Source organism: Rhodanobacter sp. FW510-R10, assembly GCF_058781105.1.
The window spans coordinates 1,903,671-1,925,399 of sequence record NZ_JBYSWL010000001.1; the positions used below are offsets into that span (position 1 = coordinate 1,903,671).

General features: G+C 64.6%; 17 protein-coding genes and 2 tRNA genes. 9 read left to right on the forward strand and 10 right to left on the reverse strand.

Annotated features, from left to right (window positions below):
* Window positions 1–50: 50 nt before the first annotated feature.
* The 4 genes from AC3WJB_RS08325 to AC3WJB_RS08340 all read left to right on the forward strand — a co-directional run bounded on the left by AC3WJB_RS08325 (window position 51) and on the right by AC3WJB_RS08340 (window position 4,786).
* A complete protein-coding gene (locus AC3WJB_RS08325) occupies window positions 51–3,065 on the forward strand; it encodes an isoleucine--tRNA ligase (RefSeq protein WP_492680510.1) in 3,015 nt (1,004 codons plus the stop codon).
* Between the two features lie 21 nt (window positions 3,066–3,086).
* Entirely contained in the window at window positions 3,087–3,587 is a 501-nt protein-coding gene (gene lspA, locus AC3WJB_RS08330) for a signal peptidase II (protein WP_492680512.1), read from the forward strand.
* Window positions 3,588–3,666: 79 nt separating this feature from the next.
* On the forward strand, window positions 3,667–4,608 hold the full coding sequence (ispH, locus tag AC3WJB_RS08335) for a 4-hydroxy-3-methylbut-2-enyl diphosphate reductase (RefSeq protein ID WP_492683136.1): 942 nt from the start codon (window positions 3,667–3,669) through the stop codon (window positions 4,606–4,608).
* 102 nt (window positions 4,609–4,710) lie between these two features.
* A tRNA-Thr gene (locus AC3WJB_RS08340) sits at window positions 4,711–4,786 on the forward strand.
* A 28-nt stretch (window positions 4,787–4,814) separates the two neighbouring features.
* Here AC3WJB_RS08340 and AC3WJB_RS08345 read toward each other — a convergent pair.
* The 6 genes from AC3WJB_RS08345 to AC3WJB_RS08370 all read right to left on the reverse strand — a co-directional run bounded on the left by AC3WJB_RS08345 (window position 4,815) and on the right by AC3WJB_RS08370 (window position 9,380).
* Window positions 4,815–5,483, reverse strand: a complete 669-nt coding sequence (locus tag AC3WJB_RS08345) for a chlorite dismutase family protein (RefSeq protein ID WP_492680514.1) — start codon at window positions 5,481–5,483, stop codon at window positions 4,815–4,817.
* Between the two features lie 33 nt (window positions 5,484–5,516).
* Complete coding sequence (locus AC3WJB_RS08350; RefSeq protein ID WP_492680516.1) at window positions 5,517–5,999, reverse strand: DinB family protein; 483 nt, start codon at window positions 5,997–5,999, stop codon at window positions 5,517–5,519.
* 97 nt (window positions 6,000–6,096) lie between these two features.
* A complete protein-coding gene (gene hemG / locus AC3WJB_RS08355) occupies window positions 6,097–7,524 on the reverse strand; it encodes a protoporphyrinogen oxidase (protein ID WP_492680518.1) in 1,428 nt (475 codons plus the stop codon).
* Window positions 7,521–8,501, reverse strand: a complete 981-nt coding sequence (gene hemH / locus AC3WJB_RS08360) for a ferrochelatase (protein ID WP_492683138.1) — start codon at window positions 8,499–8,501, stop codon at window positions 7,521–7,523. The genes hemG and hemH overlap by 4 nt, the downstream gene beginning before the upstream one ends.
* Before the next feature lie 273 nt (window positions 8,502–8,774).
* Window positions 8,775–9,011: a hypothetical protein gene (locus tag AC3WJB_RS08365; RefSeq protein WP_492680520.1), complete on the reverse strand. Its 237-nt coding sequence runs from the start codon at window positions 9,009–9,011 to the stop codon at window positions 8,775–8,777.
* A 294-nt stretch (window positions 9,012–9,305) separates the two neighbouring features.
* Window positions 9,306–9,380: transfer RNA gene (locus tag AC3WJB_RS08370), tRNA-Val, on the reverse strand.
* A 168-nt stretch (window positions 9,381–9,548) separates the two neighbouring features.
* Here AC3WJB_RS08370 and AC3WJB_RS08375 point away from each other — a divergent pair.
* The 3 genes from AC3WJB_RS08375 (at window position 9,549) to AC3WJB_RS08385 (ending at window position 12,198) form a co-directional block, all read left to right on the forward strand.
* The gene (locus tag AC3WJB_RS08375; RefSeq protein WP_492680522.1) at window positions 9,549–9,890 is read left to right on the forward strand and encodes a lipid-A-disaccharide synthase N-terminal domain-containing protein; all 342 of its coding nucleotides are present in this window, start codon (window positions 9,549–9,551) and stop codon (window positions 9,888–9,890) included.
* A 73-nt stretch (window positions 9,891–9,963) separates the two neighbouring features.
* Entirely contained in the window at window positions 9,964–11,388 is a 1,425-nt protein-coding gene (locus tag AC3WJB_RS08380) for an NfeD family protein (protein WP_492680524.1), read from the forward strand.
* A gap of 21 nt (window positions 11,389–11,409) precedes the next feature.
* Window positions 11,410–12,198 carry a slipin family protein gene (locus AC3WJB_RS08385; protein ID WP_492680526.1) on the forward strand — a complete coding sequence of 263 codons (789 nt, stop codon included), beginning with the start codon at window positions 11,410–11,412 and terminating at the stop codon, window positions 12,196–12,198.
* A gap of 145 nt (window positions 12,199–12,343) precedes the next feature.
* On the opposite strand, the gene AC3WJB_RS08390 is transcribed toward AC3WJB_RS08385, so the two are convergent.
* The 4 genes from AC3WJB_RS08390 to AC3WJB_RS08405 form a co-directional block, all read right to left on the reverse strand.
* Window positions 12,344–15,133 carry a M14 family zinc carboxypeptidase gene (locus AC3WJB_RS08390; protein WP_492680528.1) on the reverse strand — a complete coding sequence of 930 codons (2,790 nt, stop codon included), beginning with the start codon at window positions 15,131–15,133 and terminating at the stop codon, window positions 12,344–12,346.
* A 211-nt stretch (window positions 15,134–15,344) separates the two neighbouring features.
* The gene (locus tag AC3WJB_RS08395; RefSeq protein ID WP_492680530.1) at window positions 15,345–18,242 is read right to left on the reverse strand and encodes a TonB-dependent receptor plug domain-containing protein; all 2,898 of its coding nucleotides are present in this window, start codon (window positions 18,240–18,242) and stop codon (window positions 15,345–15,347) included.
* Between the two features lie 114 nt (window positions 18,243–18,356).
* The gene (locus AC3WJB_RS08400) at window positions 18,357–18,527 is read right to left on the reverse strand and encodes a hypothetical protein (RefSeq protein WP_492680532.1); all 171 of its coding nucleotides are present in this window, start codon (window positions 18,525–18,527) and stop codon (window positions 18,357–18,359) included.
* A gap of 272 nt (window positions 18,528–18,799) precedes the next feature.
* Window positions 18,800–20,302 (reverse strand): hypothetical protein, encoded by a 1,503-nt coding sequence (locus AC3WJB_RS08405; RefSeq protein ID WP_492680534.1) that lies wholly within the window; start codon window positions 20,300–20,302, stop codon window positions 18,800–18,802.
* Between the two features lie 213 nt (window positions 20,303–20,515).
* On the opposite strand from AC3WJB_RS08405, the gene AC3WJB_RS08410 reads away from it, so the two are divergent.
* Together AC3WJB_RS08410 and AC3WJB_RS08415 are read left to right on the forward strand one after the other, a co-directional pair.
* The gene (locus tag AC3WJB_RS08410) at window positions 20,516–21,298 is read left to right on the forward strand and encodes a class I SAM-dependent methyltransferase (RefSeq protein ID WP_492680536.1); all 783 of its coding nucleotides are present in this window, start codon (window positions 20,516–20,518) and stop codon (window positions 21,296–21,298) included.
* Window positions 21,299–21,393: 95 nt separating this feature from the next.
* Window positions 21,394–21,645 carry an oxidoreductase-like domain-containing protein gene (locus AC3WJB_RS08415; protein ID WP_492680538.1) on the forward strand — a complete coding sequence of 84 codons (252 nt, stop codon included), beginning with the start codon at window positions 21,394–21,396 and terminating at the stop codon, window positions 21,643–21,645.
* Window positions 21,646–21,729: the final 84 nt, after the last annotated feature.

Below are 21,729 nucleotides of genomic sequence, written 5' to 3' on the forward strand. Positions count from 1 at the left end.
GGCGTGCGCGCCACGGCGAAGCAACGAATCACAGCGATGGCAACCAGGCAATGAGCAAGGATTACAAAGACACCATCAATCTGCCGCAGACCGCATTCCCCATGCGTGCCGATCTGCCGCGGCGCGAGCCCTTGTGGCGCGCGCAATGGGAGCGCGAGGACTTGTACGGCCAAATCCAGCGCCACGCCGCGGGGCGCGACAAGGTCTTCGTCCTGCACGATGGGCCGCCGTACGCGAACGGGCCTATCCATATTGGCCACGCGGTCAACAAGGTGCTCAAGGACATCGTGGTCAAGTCCAAGCTGCTGTCCGGTTACCGCTCGCCGTACGTCCCCGGCTGGGACTGCCACGGCCTGCCGATCGAGATCGCGGTGGAGAAGAAGTACGGCAAGGCGGGCGAGAAGCTCGATGCGGCGGCGTTCCGGCAAAAGTGCCGCGAGTACGCCGCCGACCAGATCGACACCCAGCGCGACGGCTTCAAGCGCCTGGGCGTGCTTGGCGATTGGGGGCATCCGTATCGCACCATGGATGCCCACTACGAGGCGGACATGTTGCGCGCCCTGGCGCGGATCGTCGCCAACGGCCACGTCCTGCGCGGGGCCAAGCCGGTGTACTGGTGCTTCGACTGCGCCTCGGCACTCGCCGAGGCGGAAATCGAATACGCGGACAAGGCCTCGCCGGCCGTGGACGTCGCCTATGACGCCATCGATGCCAAGGATCTCGCGGCGCGCTTCGGCGTCGACGCTGGCGGCGCCGCGGTGGCCATTCCAATCTGGACCACGACGCCGTGGACCCTGCCGGAAAGCCAGGCCGTCGCCTTGGGGCCGGAGCTGGAATATGCCCTGCTCGAAGGCCCCTCGCGCGATGGCCGGCGCCTGCTGCTGGTGGTGGCCAGCGCGCTGGTGGATCAGGTGCTGGCGCGTTACGCCCAGGGTCTATCCGCTCCGTCGGCAGAGCCCGCTTCCCCTCTCCCTCTGGGAGAGGGTGCCCGCAGGGCAGGAGAGGGTGCGGCCGAAGCGCGATCGCTTGACTCCGCCGAACCCTCGCCCCCGACCCCTTCCCCGAGGGGGGAGGGGAGCCGAGTGCTTGGCCACGCCACGGGCAAGGCGCTGGAAGGCGTGCTGCTCCAGCACCCGTTCTACGCGCGCCAAGTGCCGGTGATCCTCGGCGACCATGTCAGCGCCGAGGATGGCACGGGCGCGGTGCATACCTCGCCTGACCATGGCGTCGAGGACTTCGTGGCGGGCCGCAATTACGGCATCGGATTGCTGAACTACATTGGCGCGCACGGCACCTATCACGCCGATGTGCCGGATGCCGATGGCCTGCAACTGGCCGGCCAACACATCTGGAAAGCCAACGACGCCATCGTCGAGCTGTTGCGCCGCCGCGGCGTGCTGCTGGCGCACGCCCGGATCGAGCACAGCTACCCCTGCTGCTGGCGCCACAAGACCCCGGTGATCTACCGCACGACGCCGCAGTGGTTCATTTCCATGGAGCAGCAGGACCTGCGCGCGACTGCGCTGACCGCGATCAAGGCAGTGCACTGGGTGCCGACCTGGGGCGAGGAGCGCATGGCGGGCATGGTGGCTGGCCGTCCGGACTGGTGCATCTCGCGCCAACGCACCTGGGGCGTGCCGATTGCGCTGTTCGTGCACAAGCAGACGCAGGAGCCGCATCCCGACTCCGTGGCCCTGCTGGAGCAGGTGGCGCAGAAGGTCGAGCAGTACGGCATCGATGCCTGGTTTACCCTGGACCCCGCCGAGCTCTTGGGCGAGGAGGCCGAGGCCTATGAAAAGGTCACCGACGTGCTGGACGTCTGGTTCGACTCCGGAGTCACGCACTTCGCCGTCCTGGGGCGGCGTCCCGAGCTGCAGCAAGGCGCGGCCGCGCATTACGAGGTGATGTACCTCGAAGGGTCTGACCAGCATCGCGGCTGGTTCCAGTCCTCGCTGTTGACCTCGTCGGCCATGTTTGGCCGCGCGCCCTACCAGCACGTGCTCACCCATGGCTTTGCGGTCGATGCCCATGGCCGCAAGATGTCCAAGTCGCTGGGCAACGTGGTGGCTCCGCAAAAAGTGATGGATGTGTTGGGCGCCGACGTGCTGCGGCTGTGGGTCGCTGCCGCCGACTACCACAATGAGATGACGGTGTCCGACGAGATCCTCAAGCGGATTTCGGACGTCTATCGGCGCTTGCGCAACACGGCCAAATTCCTGCTCGGCAACCTGGACGGATTCGACCCGGCCAGGCACCTCCTGCCGGTGACCGACACCTTGCTGCTGGACCAATGGGCGGTGCAGCAGGCGCATGACGTGCAGGCGGCGGTGTTGGCCGCCTACGAGCGCTACGACTTCGCCGAGATCGTCGCCCGCATCCAGAACTTCTGTGCCAACGAGCTGGGCGCGCTCTATCTGGACATCACCAAGGACCGGCTCTACACGATGCCGACCGACAGCCGCGGTCGGCGCAGCGCGCAGAGCGCGATGTTCCGCATCACCGAGGCCCTGGTGCGCTGGCTGGCCCCCATCCTGGCCTTCACCGCCGAAGAGATCTGGCACGCCATGCCGGATACCAGCGCGCCGGAGAAGCGCGGCGACAGCGTGTTGTTCGAGACCTGGTACACCGGCCTGCAGGCAACCCAGTCCGGGCCGGACGAGCGGCGCTATTGGGCCGATTTGCTGCGCATGCGCGAGGTGGCCGCCCGCGTGCTCGAGGGCATGCGCAATGCCGGCATGCTCGGTGCCGCGCTGGAAGCAAACCTGGTCGTCTATGCCGATGCTGCCGTACTGGCCCGTTATGCCGACATGGCGCAGGAGCTGCGCTTCTTCTTCATCGTCTCCGGCTTCGAGCTCGCGCCGCTGTCTGCGCGGACCGACGACGCGGTGCGCGTGGAGCTCGAAGGCGCCGAGGCGTGGCTGGCGGCCAGCGTCAGCAGCGCCGTGAAATGCATCCGCTGCTGGCACCGCAGGGAAGACGTCGGTACCCACCCCGAGCATCCCGGGCTGTGCGGGCGCTGCATCAGCAATGTCGAAGGCCCAGGCGAGGACCGCCGCTGGTTTTGACGCCATCTTGGGAGTTCCTGCATGACCGCCAAATCCAACGCGTTGTCCTGGTTGCTGCTTTCCGCCCTGGTCATCGCGCTCGACCAGCTCAGCAAGTGGTGGGCGCTGGGCAGCCTGCAACCCGCTGGCGTGCCGCATCCGGTGATTCCCGGGCTGCTCAACTGGACGCTCGCCTTCAACCGCGGCGCGGCCTTCAGCTTCCTGGCCAGTGGCGATGGCTGGCAGCGTTGGCTGTTCGTGGTGCTGGCGGTGGCGATCTGTGCCGCGATGGTGGTTTGGCTCGCCCGCACGCCGCGGCGCGACTGGCGCACGGCGCTGCCCCTGGCGCTGATCATCGGCGGCGCACTGGGCAACGTGGTCGATCGCCTGCACGCGGCGCAAGTCACCGATTTCATCCACGTGTATTTCCGCCAGTGGAACTACCCGGTGTTCAACCTGGCGGACAGCGCGATCAGCGTGGGCGCGGCGCTGCTTATTGCGTTTGGGCTGTTTGCCGGCAGGCACGACGGCCACGTGCGATAATCTGCCACATCGCTGGGATCGTGTCCGCGCCCGATACTGCGCGGCATCGCGTGATCGAGTCGACCCGTGAGGTAGCGGTCTGGACATTTTGCTTGCCAACCCACGTGGATTTTGCGCCGGAGTGGACCGCGCCGTCGCCATCGTCGATCGCGCGCTGGAAGCGTACGGTTCGCCCGTCTACGTCCGCCACGAGGTGGTGCACAACCGGCATGTGGTTTCGCGGTTGCGCGCCGACGGCGCGGTATTCGTCGACGAACTGAGCGACGTGCCGGACGGCGCACTGGTGGTCTTCAGCGCGCACGGCGTGTCGCAGCAGGTGCGCGAGGAAGCCGATCGACGCGGCCTGCGCGTGCTGGATGCGACCTGCCCGCTGGTGACCAAGGTGCACATGGAAGTGGCCAGGCTGGGGCGCAACGGCTACAGCGTGGTGCTGATCGGCCACGCCCGGCACCCGGAGGTCGAAGGCACGCTGGGCCAGTGGAAGCCGGATCATGCCGGGGAGATTCTCCTCGTCGAGTCGTTGGGCGATGTCGCACATCTGGCGCCGAAGCAGCCGGAGCGCCTGGCCTATGTCACGCAAACAACCTTGTCGGTCGACGACACCAAGATCATCATCGCGGCGCTGCGCGAACGCTTTCCGGACATCGAGGGGCCGCGCAAGGACGACATCTGCTATGCGACGCAGAACCGCCAGGACGCGGTGCGCCGTCTCGCCGCCGAGGTGGACTTGATGCTGATCGTGGGCTCGGTCAACAGCTCCAACTCGAGCCGCCTGTGCGAGCTGGCCGGGCGCCAAGGGACGCCGGCCTACCTGATCGATGACGCCAACGGACTGCGCCACGAATGGCTGCAGGACGTGCAGCACATCGGCGTGACGGCCGGCGCTTCGGCGCCAGAGCGGCTGGTGCGCGGCGTCGTGGCCAGGTTGCAGGAGTGGGGCGCAGGCGAAGTCAGCGAGCTGGACGGCGTACGCGAAGACGTGAGCTTCGCGCTGCCCAAGATGCTGCGCCAGATGCCCTGACGTCGCCAATCAGCCGCGCTCGCCAGGTGACGCACATGCCCTGGGCGTGCGGTGGCGACGCTTGCGGCAACCGGCCGCGCCCCGTAAAATCTGCGGCTCTTTGCCGGGATAGCTCAGTTGGTAGAGCGGCGCATTCGTAATGCGTAGGTCGGAGGTTCGACTCCTCTTCCCGGCACCATTCCAGTCGCCGCGCCAGCGGCGCCGGCTTACGCGTATTGCGACAAGCCCGCTTCCAGCGGGAAGTAGCGGCCGACGATGAACGGATGCTCGTCTTCCATGTAGAGCCGCGACTTTGATTCGCGCAGCTTGCGCACGCAATCCACCAGTCGGCTCAGGTCGTTGGCCTCGAAGGTCAGCAACCACTCGTAATCCCCCAGGCCGAAGCCGTATACCCCGTTGGTGAGGATGTCCGGCACGAACGCGTGCCCGATGTCGCCGTGGTCGCCGATGAGCGCCTTGCGTTCCCACTTGGGCAGCAGGTAGTACTCGGGCTTGCGGATGAAGGGGTAGAAGCACAGGTACTGGCGCGGCGTCATGCCCACCGCGAACGAGGTCGGATGCTCGGAAAATTCGAAGGGCTTGCTGATGCCGGTAAAAGCATGCGGGATCTCGATGTAGCGGCCCAGCGCGGAGCGCCGGATGGCCAACTGCAGGTCCTGGATATCCGGGAAATGGTCCGCATACATCCAGAACAGGATGTCCGTATGCGCCTGGAAGCCCTGGACGACGTAAGTGCCGCGCAAGCCGACCTTGTCCGCGTGTTGGCCGAACAAGTCCACGACTTCGCGGATCGCGGCGGTCTTGGCACCCTTCTCAAGCGCACTCCATTCGGTGGTGAATTTGATCGCCAACTGGGCGGTGTACTGCTCTTGCATGATGCTCGTCTCCGTGGGGCTGTCTGGGTGGCGTTACAGCGCTGCCTTGATCTGTGTAATCTGCCGGGTGTGCTCTTGTTCGTGCAGCCAAATCGTGTCGATCAGGTTTTTCAGGCTGATTTCGCCGTAGACGGCATGCTGCATTGATTTTTCGGCCAAGGTTTGCGCGTGGGTTTCATTGAACACGTCTTGCAGATACTTGAACCGCGACTCTTCAAGCAGGCCAATCAGCTCGGCCTTGGTGAGCGCGTGGGCAAGCGGGGCGATGGCGGTGTCGTGCGCTCGCACCAGCTCGGCCAGGACAGCCAAGTCTCGTTCGGCAACTTTGCCGGAGCTGTGCGGCAAGGCCACCAGGACACTCCTGGCGGTCTCGATCTCACTGGCGTGCAGGTGAACGATGATCTGCGCGATGCTGCACGCGCCTTCGCCGCCCGACCGGTTCAACTGCCCGTCGCTGAGCGTATCGAAGCTGCTGATCAGCGCCAGGCGCGTCTTCCCAAGATTGGTAATCAACAAGGCTGGTTCTCCGTGACAAGGTTTCTGCTGGTTTGCACAGGTGCCGGTGGCCGGCTGGCCTGTTGGTCTGGCGGCACAAACGCTTTCCTGGCGGGCATTACGCGGCGCACTGTTCCAAGTCGTCGGCGGCTTGATGCGCAGCGGACTTGCCTTGCTGGATACAGTCGGGCAGACCCACACCGCCGTACGGGGCGCCGGCGAGGATGATGCCGGGATAATCCGCGGCGACTTGGCGGCGAATGGTCGCGACGCGCGCCACGTGGCCGACCGTGTACTGCGGCATGGCCTGGACCCAGCGCTGTACCTGGGAAAAGATCGGCGCGCCGCGCAACGCGAGGATCTGCTGCAAGTCGCGCAAGGCCGCGGCAACGATCATCTCGTCGCTGGCCACGGCCATCTGCCCGACGCCGACGGAACCGACATAGCAGCGCAACAACACGGCGTTATCCGGCGTGGTGTGCGGCCACTTGAGGTGGGTCCAGGTACACGCGGTGATGCTGTAACCGGCCGCGTGCGGCACCAGGAAACCGGTACCCCGCCGATCGAAGCGCGCGGCCTCGCCCGGAAACGCCAAGGTCACCACGGCGACGGAGGTGGCAGGAGTCTGCAACAGCGGCAGGAATGCCTTCCTGGCCGCTGGCAGCAGGCTGGCAGCCGCGTGCGCGGGTGCGGTGAGGATCACGTTGCGCGCATCGAGCGTACGCCCGTCGTGCAGGACCAGGCGGTAATAGGGCCCGATGCGCTGGATGGTCTCGAGCGCGACGCCGGTGCGGATGGTGTGCGGTGCGACGTGGGCGGCAATGCCGGCAGTCAGCGATTCCAGCCCGCCCTGCAAGGTCATGAACGGGCCGGCGTTGGCAGCGGCGGAAGTCCGCTGGGGAGAGTTGGTCGTACGCGCCACGCGGGTGGGACTGTTGGCGCCGGAGCTGCCGTGCGCGGCCCGGTAATACTGCGGCAAGGTCGCTTCCAGGCTGTATTGGTCAATGTCACCGCCATAGATGCCGGAGAGCAGCGGCTCGATCAGGTTCGCGACCACGCTGTCACCAAGCCGCTGCCGGAAATACTGGCCCAGCGATTGGTCCGCTTGCAGTGGTGGCTGGTGTCGAAACCAGTCCCGGACCACGCGCACCTTGTCCCGCGGGGAGATCAGCCGCGTGCCGAGCAAGGGCCAGAGCTTCCGCGGGATGCCCATGTAGGCGCCGGAAGGAATCGGCCGCAGATGGCGACCCTGCAACACGTAGCTGCGGCCGGCCTGGCTGTGCACCAGCCGGCCTTCCAGGCCGATGGCCCGTACCAGCTCGATCGCGCTGGTCTTGCTCGCAAGGAAGGAATCCGGGCCTTGTTCCAAGGTGAAGCCGTCGCGGTGGATGGTCCGGATTTTTCCGCCGATGTGGCTCTCCGCCTCGATGACCGCAATGGATTGCGCGAGCCCGCGGGCCTGCAAATCCCGCTGCAGGTAAAAGGCCGCGGACAGCCCGGTGATTCCCGCGCCAATGATGGCCGTGTGCAGCGGCGCCGGACTCATGAGGCCCGGCTCAAAGGCTGGGGCAGATGTTCGGCGACGACGTCGGCCAGGCATTCGATAAACAACGGATCGGTGTTGGGCATTGCCGGGCGCACATAGGTGCCACCAAGCTCCGCGACCACGTCGCGGCACTCGATATCGTTGTCGTAAAGGACTTCCAGATGATCGGCGACGAAGCCGATCGGGCAGTACACGAAGCGGCGGTAGCCGGGAGCCTTCCATAACCGGCGGGTCAGATCGCGGACGTCGGGACCAATCCAGGGGTCCGGTGTCCTCCCGGCGCTTTGCCAGCCCACAACGAAATGCCGGAGCTTGGCGGCTGCGGCAATGAGCCGCGCACTGTCTTCGATCTGCTGCACATAAGGGTCGCCGTCTTGCAGGATCTTCTGCGGCAAGCTGTGGGCCGAGAACACGACCACGGTTTTTGCCAATTCCGTTGCCGGGACCGCTGCCAGCGTCTCTTCTATGCGGGTCGCCCAATAGCGAATGAATTTTGGTTGCCGGTACCAGCTTGGGGTCACGCTGAGAACGGGCCCGCCAAGTTTCCTGGCGCTTTGCAGCGCGCGGTCGTTGTAGCCCTGCACGCTGAACCCCGAATAATGCGGCGCCAGGACGAGGTTGATGGCCTCGACAATGCCATCGGCGTGCATCGCCGCGACTGCATCCTCGATGAAGGGCGCGGCGTGCTTGTAGCCAAGGTAGGTTTTGAAGTTCTTGTAGGGGAAGCGTGCATTCAAGCAGCGCTCGAGATGCTCGCCTTGGGCTGCGGTGATGGCCGCGAGTGGCGAGAGGCCACCGATTGCCTGGTAACGCGCGTTGAGCTCGGCCAGCAGTTCGGGCGTGGGTCGGCTGCCATGACGTATATCCGTATAGAAGGCTTCGATGTCTTCTGCCCGACGTGCCGTGCCGTAGGCCATGACCAGCAATCCGGTTGTGCGCGACACGTTGCCACTCCTCTGGATAAATGCAGGCTTCACGACCTGAGCGTCGTGTCGTACTGCCGATGCGGGCAACGAGCCGGTGGCGGAATCCACGCGAAAAGCGGCCCGTGCCGATCGATGGCTGCAGGCTAACATGGCCGCCATTGGCCACCATGACCTACATCAGCGCGCACGCGCTCCCCGACTCGAGGGCGGAGGTGGCCGCAATCCAGCGTTCCCCACGTCCCGCAGTTGAGTGGGATGCAGGCAGGAGGAACTGGCAGTCAACGCCGGGGCGAGTGGTTTCCGGCGGGAGAAGCGGGACGCGTGTCAGCCACGCACCAGTTGCAGTCGCGGGCGCGCCCGCGGATGCGCACGTTCCAGTTCCCGGTAACGCTGCGCTTCGAGGTCATCGAGGACAGCGTCCCAAGTGTCCATCCGCACCCAGGCCGGCTTGACGCGGTCCAGCACATTCACTTCATTCGGGTTGCGGTCGCGGTCGTGCCGCAACTGCGCAAGGCAACTTAATACGCGCTCGACTTGCTCGGCATCGATATTCATGTCCATGCTTGTCTTGTCCGGCTGCCCGTGATGTGCGTCGGTCAGTCAAGCAAGATTTACGCCATGACGCATGTATTCCGGCGTTTGCCGGCGAAAACGCACTCCTGTCCTGCAATGAGCCAGCTCCATGGACGGATTTGGGCGGGGTGGGGTGACGCGAATGACGTCGCTGGGACCATTGACTGACGGATTGCGTCAATATTCCGCCAAAAAAAGCGCTCCATTGCGGGCGGATCGATCCGCGTGCCCACGCAAAGAGCGAAGGCCACCCGAATGGATGGCCTTCAGTCATGGAGACATTGGTGGGCGGTGCAGGGATCGAACCTGCGACAACTGCCGTGTGAAGGCAGTGCTCTACCGCTGAGCTAACCGCCCAGTGCAAGCGGGCAATTTTAGGTGGAGTGTGCCAGTGGGGTCAATTCGCGGCCGCCCACGCGGCGGATTGACGCGTCGTGGGATGGACGCATGCGCCATGTCATGGGCCGGGGCGCCGATACGCTGCTTGGTAAACTCGCACCTCTGCCAACGCCCGCGTGACCGACCATGGACTACCTCAGCAACCAGTTCTTCCTCATCCTGCATGCCTTGCAGAATTTCGAGCTTACCCCGTGGAAGGTGGTCGGCCTGCTCGGTTCGCTGCTCTTCACCAGCCGCTGGTTCGTGCAGTTGTATTACACGCGCAAGCTCGGACAGGTCGTGATGCCGCTGGCGTTCTGGTGGTTGTCGGTTGCCGGCAGCGTGATGCTGCTGGCGTATTTCGTGGTTGGCAAGAACGATTCGATCGGCATCATCTCCAACTTCTTCCCGGTGTTCGTTTCGGGCTACAACCTGGTCGTTCATCTGCGTCACCGCAAGCGCACGGCAGGACACGGGCAGGCGGCCTGATGACGTGGCCAGCCGGTCCAGGAGTGTGGTTCGCGCTACAGTGGAGCCCACGGCGCGTCGTCAGGAGGCGGGAATGGCACGTTGGCTTGCAAAGGCGCTCGGCGGGCTTTGCCTGGTGTCAGCCGCCGCCCTGGTTTTCGGCGCAGCATGGCCGGACACCCCGGCGCCGGCGCCGCTGGTGGCCGAGATCAGCCTGGACGGTCCCATCGGGCCCGCCGCCGCCGAGTATTTCGACGATGCAATGACGCGGGCCAAGCGCGATGGCGCCACCGCCGTGGTCTTGCGCCTGGATACGCCAGGCGGCCTGTCTGAATCGATGCGCCAGATCATTTCGCGCATGTTGGCCAGCGACGTGCCGATCCTTGGTTATGTGGCGCCTGGTGGCGCGCGTGCCGCTTCGGCCGGCACCTATATCTTGTATGCCGCGCAAGTGGCGGCCATGGCACCGGGTACGCATCTCGGCGCCGCGACGCCAGTATCGCTTGGTGGCAGCACGCCGCTGCCGCTGCCGGTTCCACCAGCGCCTGTGCCCGCGCTCGGCAAGCCGGCAAATACGGGCTCGGCGGCGCCACCGGCGCCCGCCGGCGCGGGTGGTGACGCGGAAGAACACAAGGTGCTCAACGATGCAATTGCCTACATCCGCTCGCTGGCCCAATTGCGCGGGCGCAATGCGGCCTGGGCGGAGCAGGCGGTGCGTGGCGCCGCGACGCTGACGGCGAGCGAGGCGCTGAACAAGCACGTGGTTGATTTCGTGGCCCGCGACGTGGCCGACCTGTTGGCCCAGGCGGATGGCCGTGTGATCGAGGTTGCCGGGCGCAAGGTCACCCTGGAGCTGGCGGGGGCCAGTGTGCGTGACTACGCGCCGGGCGCGCGTACGCGCTTCCTCGGTGTCATCACCACGCCGACGATTGCCTACCTGTTGCTGCTGGCCGGGATCTTTGGCATAGGCTTGGAGGCGCTGCATCCAGGCGCAATCTTCCCCGGCGTGGCGGGTGGCATCTGCCTGTTGGTCGGGCTGTATGCGTTGCAGTTGCTGCCGGTCAACTATGCGGGGCTGGCGCTGATGGCACTGGGCATCGGTTTGCTGGTGGCAGAAGCAATCAATCCAAGCATTGGCCTGCTTGGCCTGGGCGGGGTCGTTTCTTTCGTGGTGGGATCGGTGATGTTGATGAATACCGGAGTGCCGGGATATGCCGTGAACGTGGGCGTGATCGCTGCCATTGCCTTGAGCGCGGCGGTGCTGCTCGGACTTATCGTGTGGCTGGTGTTGCGCTCGCGACGCTCGCGGGTGGTCACTGGCGACGAGGGCATGCTGACGGAAACAGGGGAACTGCTCGAGGCGGTGGACGCCGGCGGCGAGTCCTGGATGATGGTACGCGGCGAGCGCTGGCGCGTGTACAGCGACACCGCGCTGCCGCAGCATGCCAAGGTGCGGGTGACGCGCCGTGAGGGGCTGCTGCTGCATGTGGCGCCGTGGTCGCGGTCACCGTCGCCGTGAAACTTCTGACAGGAGAGTGACATGTTTGGATTCTTCGGCGTCATCATCATCGTTCTCATCTTGCTGTTGTTTTCGGCGATCAAGATCCTGCCCGAATACGAACGCGGGGTGATCCTTACGCTTGGCCGTTACACCTCCACCAAGGGACCCGGCCTGGTGCCGCTGTTCCCGGGAGTGCAACGCATGTTGCGCGTCGACTTGCGGGTGACGGTGATGGACGTGCCGCCGCAGGACATCATTTCCCTGGACAACGTGTCCGTGCGCGTCAATGCAGTGGTGTATTTCCGCGTGATCGAGCCGGAGAAGTCGGTGCTGGAAGTGGCCGAGTTCTACCAGGCGACCAGCCAGTTGGCGCAGACCAGGCTGCGTTCCGTGCTCGGTCAGCACGAGCTGGACGAGATCCTGGCCCAGCGCGATTCAATCAACCATACCTTGCAGACCACGCTCGACGAGGCGACCGATCCCTGGGGCATCAAGATCATGAACGTGGAGATCAAGGATGTGGACCTCAACGAGACCATGGTGCGGGCCATTGCGCGCCAGGCCGAGGCCGAGCGCGAGCGGCGGGCGAAGGTGATCCACGCCGAGGGTGAATACCAGGCGGCCGAGAAGCTGCGTGATGCCGCTGGCCTGTTGTCCCAGGAGCCGCAGGCGCTGCAGCTGCGCTACCTGCAGACCATGGCGGACCTGGGCAACAGCGGCAAGGCTTCCACTATCGTGTTCCCGTTGCCGCTGGATTTGATCAGCCCGCTGGTGCAGGTCCTCGGGAGCAAGCCCAAGGGCACGCCACCATCGATTCCCGCGGCGTGATGGACGGGCCGGGCTGAAGGAGGGTGGTGGGTTCCGGCGCGCTTTCGCCCGCCAATTGCCATGCTTGCACAGGGCCGCGCCCATCGCTGCGCAGTCTTGGCTCGCGCCACCGGAATGCTGGTGGCGCGCTCTTGTCAGGTGCGGCTCAGCGGCCCTTGCCCGCGCTGTCCAGCTTGTCGAAGTTGACGATGGCGTTGAACACCAGCGGATAGCTGCCGATCGTTTCGCCGCGCCAGATCGGGTTGCTGGAGAACAGCAGGACGTGGCCCTTGCCGTAGCGGGCGTCCACCACCGCGGCACGCTCGGCCATCTCTTCGCCGTGGTCGAGCAGGCCGGAGACCAGCAGGTGCTTGGCGTCGGCATAGTGCAGGATGACGCGCGGCTTCTGGCCGTCCGGAATCACGCGGTTCGGCATGCCAAAGCCGTTGCCTCGCTGCTGCTCCTCGTTCAACGGGACGGCCTGCCAAGGCTTTACGTCGGGCAATACAGGTGCCGGCGCGGGAACGCGGCCTTCGGGCGTGTCCTGGTCATACGGGCCGCCGCGCCCGGTTGGGCGATCGTAATCCTTCAAGGTGGCCAGCCCACGATTGCCGGTGACCAGGTTGGAGATCATGAAGGACTGGCCCCTGGCGCTGTACAGCGCGAGGTCATCGCTGGTGTAGCCGGCGGCGATCGGGCTGTTGCGGTCGGCGAATTTCGCTTGCAGCACGCTGCCGACTACTTTCAGCTTGCTGGTCGGGGTGACGAAGACGCCAGGCGCCATACCGGTGTCAATCGCGAACTTGGCGGTGTCCTCGGAGGTGATCAGCAGGCCGCCGTCGTGCACGAAGCGCTTGAGGTTGGCCAGGCCGGTTTCGCCCATCCCGGGCCGGATGTCGTCGGTGCTGTCGATGCGCCCGATGTTTGGCGTGAGCTTGGTGGTCTGCCACGGCATCGGGTTGCCCCACATCGGCATGCCGTCGATGATTTGCTGCGTGCTCGCACGACCCACCGGCCCGAACAGGATGACGTCGTACTTGCCGCGCAGGTTCGGCTCGCGCGCCAGATCCTGGGTGCTGATGTAGGTGAACGGCACTTTCAGCTGGTCGAGCGCCATGCGCCACCAGCCTTCGGTCTGTGTGCTGATCCAGGTGTGCAGGATGGCGATGCGCGGCAGCTTCGCCGTTGGCTGCATGTCGATCGCGGCCAGGCCCTGCGGCACATCGACCGGTCCAGCCAGCGGCTGCATCGGCGCCTTCAGGATTGCCTGGTCGGCAACCCGGGCCACGTCGACGTCGAAGAGATCACCCATGGACCAGCTGGTGTCGTCATACGGGTGCTTTTGCGGGTCTTCGGGCGACCAGTACTGACGGTCGAGCAGCGCGTCGGCGATGCGCGAGAACGGCTGGTCCATGCGCACCACGTAGCTGCCGGCGGCAAACGTGCGCGAGACCGTCGCGTTCGGCTTTTGGTTCTCGCTGGGCCCGTTCGGCACGGTCACCGCCACCGTCACCGGCGCAGTGGTGCGGCTGATTTCCACGTGCTGGCGCTGCAGGACCTGCAGCAACAGCGCGCGTGAGCCTGGGCGCTTGCCGTCGGCCGGGAAGATGTAGGCGGCGGGGCCGGCCAGCTGCGGCTTCTCGATCGAGCGCTTGCTCTTCAGGTAGAAATTCTTCAGGAACAGCGTGGTGTTGTTGGAGAAATAGTTGAGCGTGGTGAGCAGGCCACTCTGCTCGTAGTTGTTGTTGTTGCGCTGTGACCACATCACTTCGGGCAAGGGCGGGTTCGGCTTGTACCAAGTGCGCGCATAATCCTCCGGGTCGAGGATGCGCTTGACCGTGTCGGCACCGTCATTGCCGAACGTCTCGTACAGACGGCTGATGCCGTTGTGCATCGCGGCGATGAACATCAGGTAGCCCGGGCTCCAGGTGTCGAAGTCGCCGTGGGTGAACACGCCGGGCATGCCGAACTTGGTCAGCTGCTGCACGTTGTTCCAGCCTATCTGCTGCCATTCGCCATTGAGGATCGGGTCGACCCAGGCGTTGTACGGACCGTCGCCGACGCTGTTGTCGTAGAGGAATGGTACGGATTCATGCAGGTCGTGCAGTACCTGCGCGTGCCAGCCGATGAAGGTGTCGGCCACGTTGCGCGTGAGGGCGAGCGTCATGCCCATGGCATCGCGATTGTTGTCATGCGCGACGTAATGGCCCCAATACAGCAGTGGCGGATAGTTCTTGCCGGGATTGGCGAGGTGCCAGTTGTAGCGGTCGACCTGGCGGTCGCGGCCGTCCACTTCCACGACTGGCGTGATCAGGGTGATGACGTGTGAGCGGATGTGCTGGATGTAGGGCGCATCGTCCACGGCCAGGCGGTAGGCCAGTTCCATCAGCGCGGTTGGCGCACCGGTCTCCGGCGAGTGGATCGTGCCGGTAATGTAATAGACCGGCGTGGATTGGGCGATGAGCTCATCGGCGGTGGCATCGTTCATGCCGATGCTGCGAGGGTCGGCCAGCTTGGCCAGGCGCGCCTTGTTGGCGTCGAGGTCGGCGATCAATTTCTCGTCGGCCACGGCCACCGCGATCATCTCGCGGCCTTCCTCGGTCTTGCCAATGGAAAAGACCTTCACCCGCGGGCTGGCGGCCGCCAACGCGCGGAAATACTTGTAGACGTCCGCCGAATAAGGCAGGTAGTTCGGTGCGCCGGCAATGTGGCCCAACACTTTCAATGGTGTCGGCACCGTCGAGGATGCCGGCAAGTAATTGGTCAGCGGCGAGTTGAACTGCGGCTCGGTGGTGTATTTGTTGATCAGGTCGGTATAGGCCTGGTCGATGGCTTGCCCCGATGCCCGTGCGTAGGTCGTGGTGTATTCGTCCTGGCCGGTCGTTGGCGTGGCAGTCGCGATGCCGACGACGGATACCAGAACGGCTGCCAACAGGAATCGTAAGCGCGTACGCATGAGGGGCCCCTTGTTTGCTGCGGATAGAGTCAGGCGAAACGTGAAGACGCGATGATGGCACGTCGTCCGCCATTGCAACAGGTTGGGATGGCCAGCTCCGCGTCCGGCCTTGTCCTGCCTGTCGCGCTGCAACCAATGCCCGGCGCACGTTGGCGGCGATGAGGCTGCCAACGCGGGCCGGGGTGGTTGATGTCCGCTTGCCGGGTCCAGCTTAGAAGTTCAAGCGGGCCTGCACGTAGGTGAAGCGGCTGGGCAGGTCATACGTGGACGCGTCGTAGCCGTTCAAGGTGCACGAAATGCAGATTGGCGGCGCCTTGTTCCACAAGTTGTTGATACCGGCGCTCAGCGTCAGGTCCAGACTGACCGGCAGTTTCCAGCTTGCACGCAGGTCCTGGTACACCACGGCCGACATGGGGTGCGTGCCGGTCGGACGGGTCGGGGTAATCAGGTTTGGCTCGGTGCAGATCGGGTAGCCGACTGCATTGGCGCAATCCTCGTTCAGGCTGCTGATATAGCGGAACGTCGTGTTCACGGTCCAGGCTTCGCGGCTCCAGCCCAGGCGCAGCGTCGATTTGATCCGTGGGATGGCGCTGTCCTTCAACTCCAGGCCGACCGACCGCGGCTGGATGGTATCGGCCTGGCCTTCCTCGTACTTGGCGGTGTAGGTGCTTACCCAGTCCGCCGTGAACACGCCGACGCTGGTGGCGGGGCTACGCCAGTTGATGCCGAAGTCCCAGCCGCTGGTGTTGACGAAGCCGATGTTGCGCAGGAAGTTGTTCCACAGGCCGATGTCGCCGCTGGGCGTGCGGTGGATGTCCTTGCAGAACTCGGACGTGGCGACGCCGCTGGCCACGCAGTTGTTGAGCACGGTCTGTGAATCGAGCGCCGCAATCGCATTGGTGATCTTGATCTTGTAGTAGTTCAAGCTGATGTCGAAGCGGTCGGCCCAGCCCATGCCGGTGATCCAGCTCGGGCTGTACACCGCGCCCGCCGTCACGCTGTGCGAGGTTTCCGGCTTGAGGTTCGCGTTGCCACCGGTATTCACGCCGATCTGGGTGTTGTTTTGCTGGAAGCCGGCAGGCACGCCGAGCGCCCGGCAGTTTGCCGCGATCTGTGCACTGGCCACCGGCTCGGTGCAGGGATCCAGCAAGGTGGCGGCGAAGCCCGAGGGCGGGGCATACAACTCGCCCAGGGCAGGGGCGCGGAAACCCAGGGCGACGGTGCTGCGCAAGGTCAGGTCGTTGACCACCTGCCAACGCACGCCCAGCTTGCTGTTGGTCGTGCCTCCAAAGTTCGAGTAATTCGAATAGCGCGTTGCCGCCGACACATCCAGCGCCTTGAAGAAGGGGACGTCAGCCAATACCGGCACATGCAGTTCGAGGTAGCCCTCGCTGATCGAATAGCTGCCCGTGGTCGGCGGCACCGGAATGCTGCCGTCGTCGCCCGCGACCGTCAGCGGATTGGGGATGAAATAGCCGCTGTATTTGCGATGCTCGCCGCCGGCGGCAAAGCTGAAGGGGCCGGCTGGCAGGTCGAATATCTCGCCAGACAGGTTCGCGGTGAACAGTTGGATCTTGTTCTGGCTGCGGTCGACGGCGTCGTACTGGATGTATTTGAGCATGTCCGGGGTGACGCTGTTCACGCCGAACAGGTTCAGTGGCACGCAGGTGTCCGTGCAGTCGGCGACTGGCCCCAGCGCCCGCGCCAGCTTGCGCATGTCGATGGCGCCCTGGACGAACGAGGAGCTGGCCTTGTTGATGCCGTTGGCGTAATTCACGTCCCAGAACAGGCTCTTCTGCCCGACATCGAAATGGCCTTGCAGGCCCGTGGTGAAATACGTGGTGTCGACGTCCTGCAGGAACGTGCGGTTGCCGCTCTCGACGAGGCGCTTCTGGATCAGGCCGTAATCGACGCCCGCCACCATGGTGCGGCCAAACGGGTTGTACGGGTTGGTGGCATCGATGTTGATGTGGTCGGTAAAGGTTTCCGAGCCGGCGTCCGCGCCAAATACCACGGGCACCGGCGCGGCGATGTTTTGCGACTTGCGGTTGTTGTACAAGGCGCGCGCGTACCACTTCATGTTGTCGGTCACGTTGTAGATGAAGCTGGCAAACACCGAGCTGCGCTTGCTAGGCGTCAGCAGCAGGTTGTGCGTGGCGTAGTTGTAGCGGTCATCGCTGGTGAACTTGTGGAAGTCGTTGGGATAGGAGGCGGTGCCGGTCACCCCGTCATTGGTGATCACCTTGTGGCGGGCACCCGTCTCCGGGTCGATCAGGGTGATGCTGCCGCCCGGAGATGTCGAGCTGCACTCGGACAGGTCGGAGGCTGGAATCCCTGGCACGCACAGGCTGGATTGGGGCCATTCCTTCGCGAACATGCCGTCCTGTTTGAGGTGGCTGACGTTGAAGAAGAATTCCGCGCGGTCGGTCTTGGTGCCATAGGAGAAGTTGGTGGTGGTGGTCGGTGCGCCGCCGAGATTGTTGTAATTGCCGTAATAGGTGTCGACCGAGCCCCCGTTCTGGGACTTCTTGGTGATGATGTTCACCACGCCGGCGATGGCGTCCGAACCATACAGGGCCGAAGCGCCGTCCTGCAGGATTTCGATATGGTCGATGATGCCGGCGGGGATCGTGTTCATGTCCACCGCGCCGGACACGCCGGAGCCGGAACTCTCATTCACCCAACGCACGCCGTCGACCAGGATCAGGACGCGGTTGGAACCGAGGTTGCGCAGGTCCAGCGTCGAGGATCCGGCGCCGATGCCATTGCCTCCCGGCGGTGCACCGAAGTTGCCGCTGGAGTTGAACTTGGTGTTCAGGCCGGCGCCGGATGACGACAGTTGCTGCAGGATGTCGCCGATATTGGTGATACCGGTTTTTTCCAGCTCGCTGGAGGTGATCGTCACCGTAGGCACTTGGGTGGCCATATCGGCGCCCTTGATGCGTGAGCCGGTGACTTCGACCGCCTGCAATTGGACGGCGGTTTGCGCACTCGCTTGCGGTGCGCTGGTGTCCTGCGCAAATGCCTGACTTGCGCCGATCGACATACCGGCCATCAAGGCGGCCGAAACGGCCAGGGTGAGGCGGCGGCGTGAAATGTTGATCAACATGGTGTGCTCCTGCTGATGTGGCGAAGGGAAGGGCGGGTTTTGTTTGCGGGCCCCGACGGTCACGGTGGACGCGTTGGGAAGCGTGCGGGACCCGCTTGAATCTGGAGGCTGTAGTCAGGTCGACGGGTGGTGTTTGCCGCGTGGTAAGCGACGACGCCAGCTGGCGGAAAGAGCCTGCGGCCCGTGGCGGATGGGTTCGGTGGCGAGCTTGAAGGGCGTGTTCTTGAGCCCGATGCCGGCCGGGAGGCGCAATCTGCGCTCGAACGTGGTCGTCAGCTGCGACATCGTTCCGCCCATACGTTTCGCCCCATGATTTGGCAGCAAATACTTTCAAACGGGTCGGGGTTCAGCGTGTCCCTGCGTGCTGGCAGGGTCCGCGTTGCAGGCCGGACTCGATTTCACCGGGCGTTGCCAATCCTGTCGTGTCGGCCGAGAGTGCGGCGTGCAGGATTAAGTTTCGTTCGGGCCGCTGCCGAAAGTAAATATATTGCTAAGCCAAGTCAAGCCGCACTGAACAATATATCCGTCCAGACGGACGAAGCGATTGGTTGCCGGTGTCAACGTCGTGGTCGGCTGGACGATGCCGACGCCGGGTTGGCCGTGGCCGGCGCCTCTGGTGTGGGCGCCGCAGAATCGTCGCTGCCGTCGGCTGCCACGTGGATGGTTTGCCTGTACAACAGCAGGCCATTGTCGCCGGTATAACGCAGGTCGTAGGTGCCGGGCCGCAGGTAAAGCTCGGCATCGGGCACGTCGCCGCCCATGCGCACCAGGCCAAGCACGTTTGAATTCGGCGACAAGGGGTCGAGCACGATAAGGTCAGCAGGGATCGCATCCGCGCCTTCGTCGGCGTAACGCGCTTCGACCAGGCATGGGAACTGCTGCCGGCAGCGCGCACCACTGATGAAATAGGTTCGCCGCAGTCCGCCCAGGGTCAACCAGGTTGGCCGACCGTCGCGGGTTTCCTGTGGCGGGAAGATGACGCTGACGTCATAGCCGTCGCGCAAGGTCCAGGGTTGCCCGGTCCGGCTCAGGTAGACCATGGGCACGGCGGTACGCAGCACGTGGTAGCGCACCGAGTACCCGGTCTCCTCGTTGTCTTCGGCTTCGATCAGGATACGCGGGTTCACGGTCTGCCAGATCGCGCGGTAATAGGGGTGGTCGTCGGAGCGTTTGGCATGCGGGATCATCATCGTCTGCTCCACCGCGAGGCCGTCGATACCGGTCAGCTGGTGCAGGTGTTTGGCCATGGAGGAGCCATCCAGGTACACGCCGGTTTTCTGGATATGGGCGTAGCCGGCCACCACCACCAGGCGCGCTTGCGGGTCGTGTTTGAAGACCGTCTCGTGGATGTTGCGCGCCTGCTCGGCTTCGCGCGCATCGCCGGTGGCGTCCGACAAGGCCTCATAGCCAAACACCTTGAAGCCCAGCTTCAGCGCTGTACGCACTATTTCCCCATCGATCGGTTCGCGGGTGTAAAAGCCGCTGTCTGCCATCGGGTAGCCGCGCGACTGCAGACTGGTGTCGCTCTGGTAAAGCGTCTCCATACCGAGGTGGGTGAAGCCTTCGGCGCGCAATTTGCCCAGCAACTGCACGGTCAACGTGCGCGTGAGAGGCACGTTGTGCGCCTCATTGAGGTAGACGATCTGGTAATTGCTGGCCAGGCGGGCAATCGCGTCCAGGGCCGGACGCGGACTGTAGTCAGGGTTGGCCAGCGGTGAAGGATGATCGCCCGGCTGCAACAGCTCCTTGATGGAAAACGTCCGGGCAGCGGCAAGGTAATCGCCGACGAAGGTCTGATACCAGCTCAGATACTGGCTGAAGATCAGCGTGAAAGCCGGGTCGGTTGCCGTGCGATAGGCGTCACGCATGACCTCGTACTTGGCCAGCGTGCCCTTGCGCTTGTCGGCTTCGCGCATGATGTCGTCGGACTTGTGTGCGGCCTGCATCTGGCGCGCCAGCCATTCGGCCTGCGCGAGCGCGATACTGGTGGCAGGCGCGGGTTTGGTCGGCAGCGTTTGTGCCATGGCCGCACCGCTGCTTGCCAGCAGGCAGGCGCGCATTAGCCATCCCACAACATGCATCAGGCGGCCCTTCTCTCCGCCGCTGCGGAGTGGATCGGAGCACCCCTGGTTTTAGCAGCTTGCGCGGCGCTTGTCGCTGGCACCGGCCGTGCCGGGCCCTTCCAGGTCGGTACGTCACGCGCGGCGCGCCGGGCCATCGCCGCAGGAATTGGTGCACAATGCTGGTCCATTCAACGATTGCGGAGGTTTCCCATGCGCCCTACCGTTCTCGCCGCGTTGCTGGCACTTGCGCTGCCTTCGCTGGCACTGGCGCAGGCACAGCAGGCCCAGGCCCCTGCGCTCAGCAGCGTGGTGCAAAAGGCCGTCAACGATCCGGCACGTGCTGCCGACCAGCCTACCGACGCTCGCCGCAAGGTTGGCGAGATCATGATGTTTGCCGAGGTCAAGCCGGGACAGAAAGTATTGGAATTGTTGCCAGGATCGGGCTATTTCACCCGGGTCTTCAGCGCCATCGTCGGCCCCTCGGGTCATGTATATACCGTCTGGCCCTATCCAGGCGCCGACAAGCCCGCCAAGGCAAGCAAGAGTTTCACCGCACTGACCGCGGTGGCCGCCGAGCCGCATTACTCGAACATCAGCCTGCTGCAACAGCCGGCTGCGAAGCTGACTTCACCGGTGCCGGTGGATCTGGTGTTCACCTCGCAGAACTATCACGACTATCCGGATGATTTCCTGGGCAACGTGGATCCGGCCGAGCTCGATCGTCAGGCGTTTGCGGCACTCAAGCCCGGTGGCTTGTTCGTGGTGATCGACCACGCCGCGCCGGCGGGTAGCGGCATGACCGATACCGCCACGCTGCACCGCATCGACCCGGCGATCGTGCGCAAGCAGGTCGAAGCGGCCGGCTTCGTGTTCGATGGCGAAAGCAATGTGCTGCGCAATCCGAAGGATACGCACGAGCTCAAGGTGTTCGACCCGTCAATCCGCGGCCACACCGACCAATTCGTCTATCGCTTCCGCAAACCAGCGAAGTGAACGCGGTGAGGGCAGGGGGCAACACCACCCCTGCCTGTGCCGGCAGGCGCACCCGTGCCGGTGGTACGGCACCGGGCCGACTCGGGTACAAGGCCGTGAACCCAACTGATCCCGCTGTGCCGCTGACGCCAGAAGACGGTCCGACGCCGGGCAACGGACACGAGCAGGCCAGTCCATCCGTAGCCAAACCGGTGCCGTTGTCCGATCCGGAACCGGTGCGGCCGACCGAGCCGGACGCCGCTGATTGTTGCGGGGAGGGCTGCATACACTGCGTGTATGATCGCTACGACGAGGCGTTGGAGCGGTATCAGCGGGCACTGGCAGCCTGGCGCGAGCGTCAGGGCTGACGGCGGACTGGCGTCAGCGACCTTGGGAAGCCGGCGCCAGTAGCCGATACCTTCGTGACTTGTATCTACATCAGGCGCTTGGTG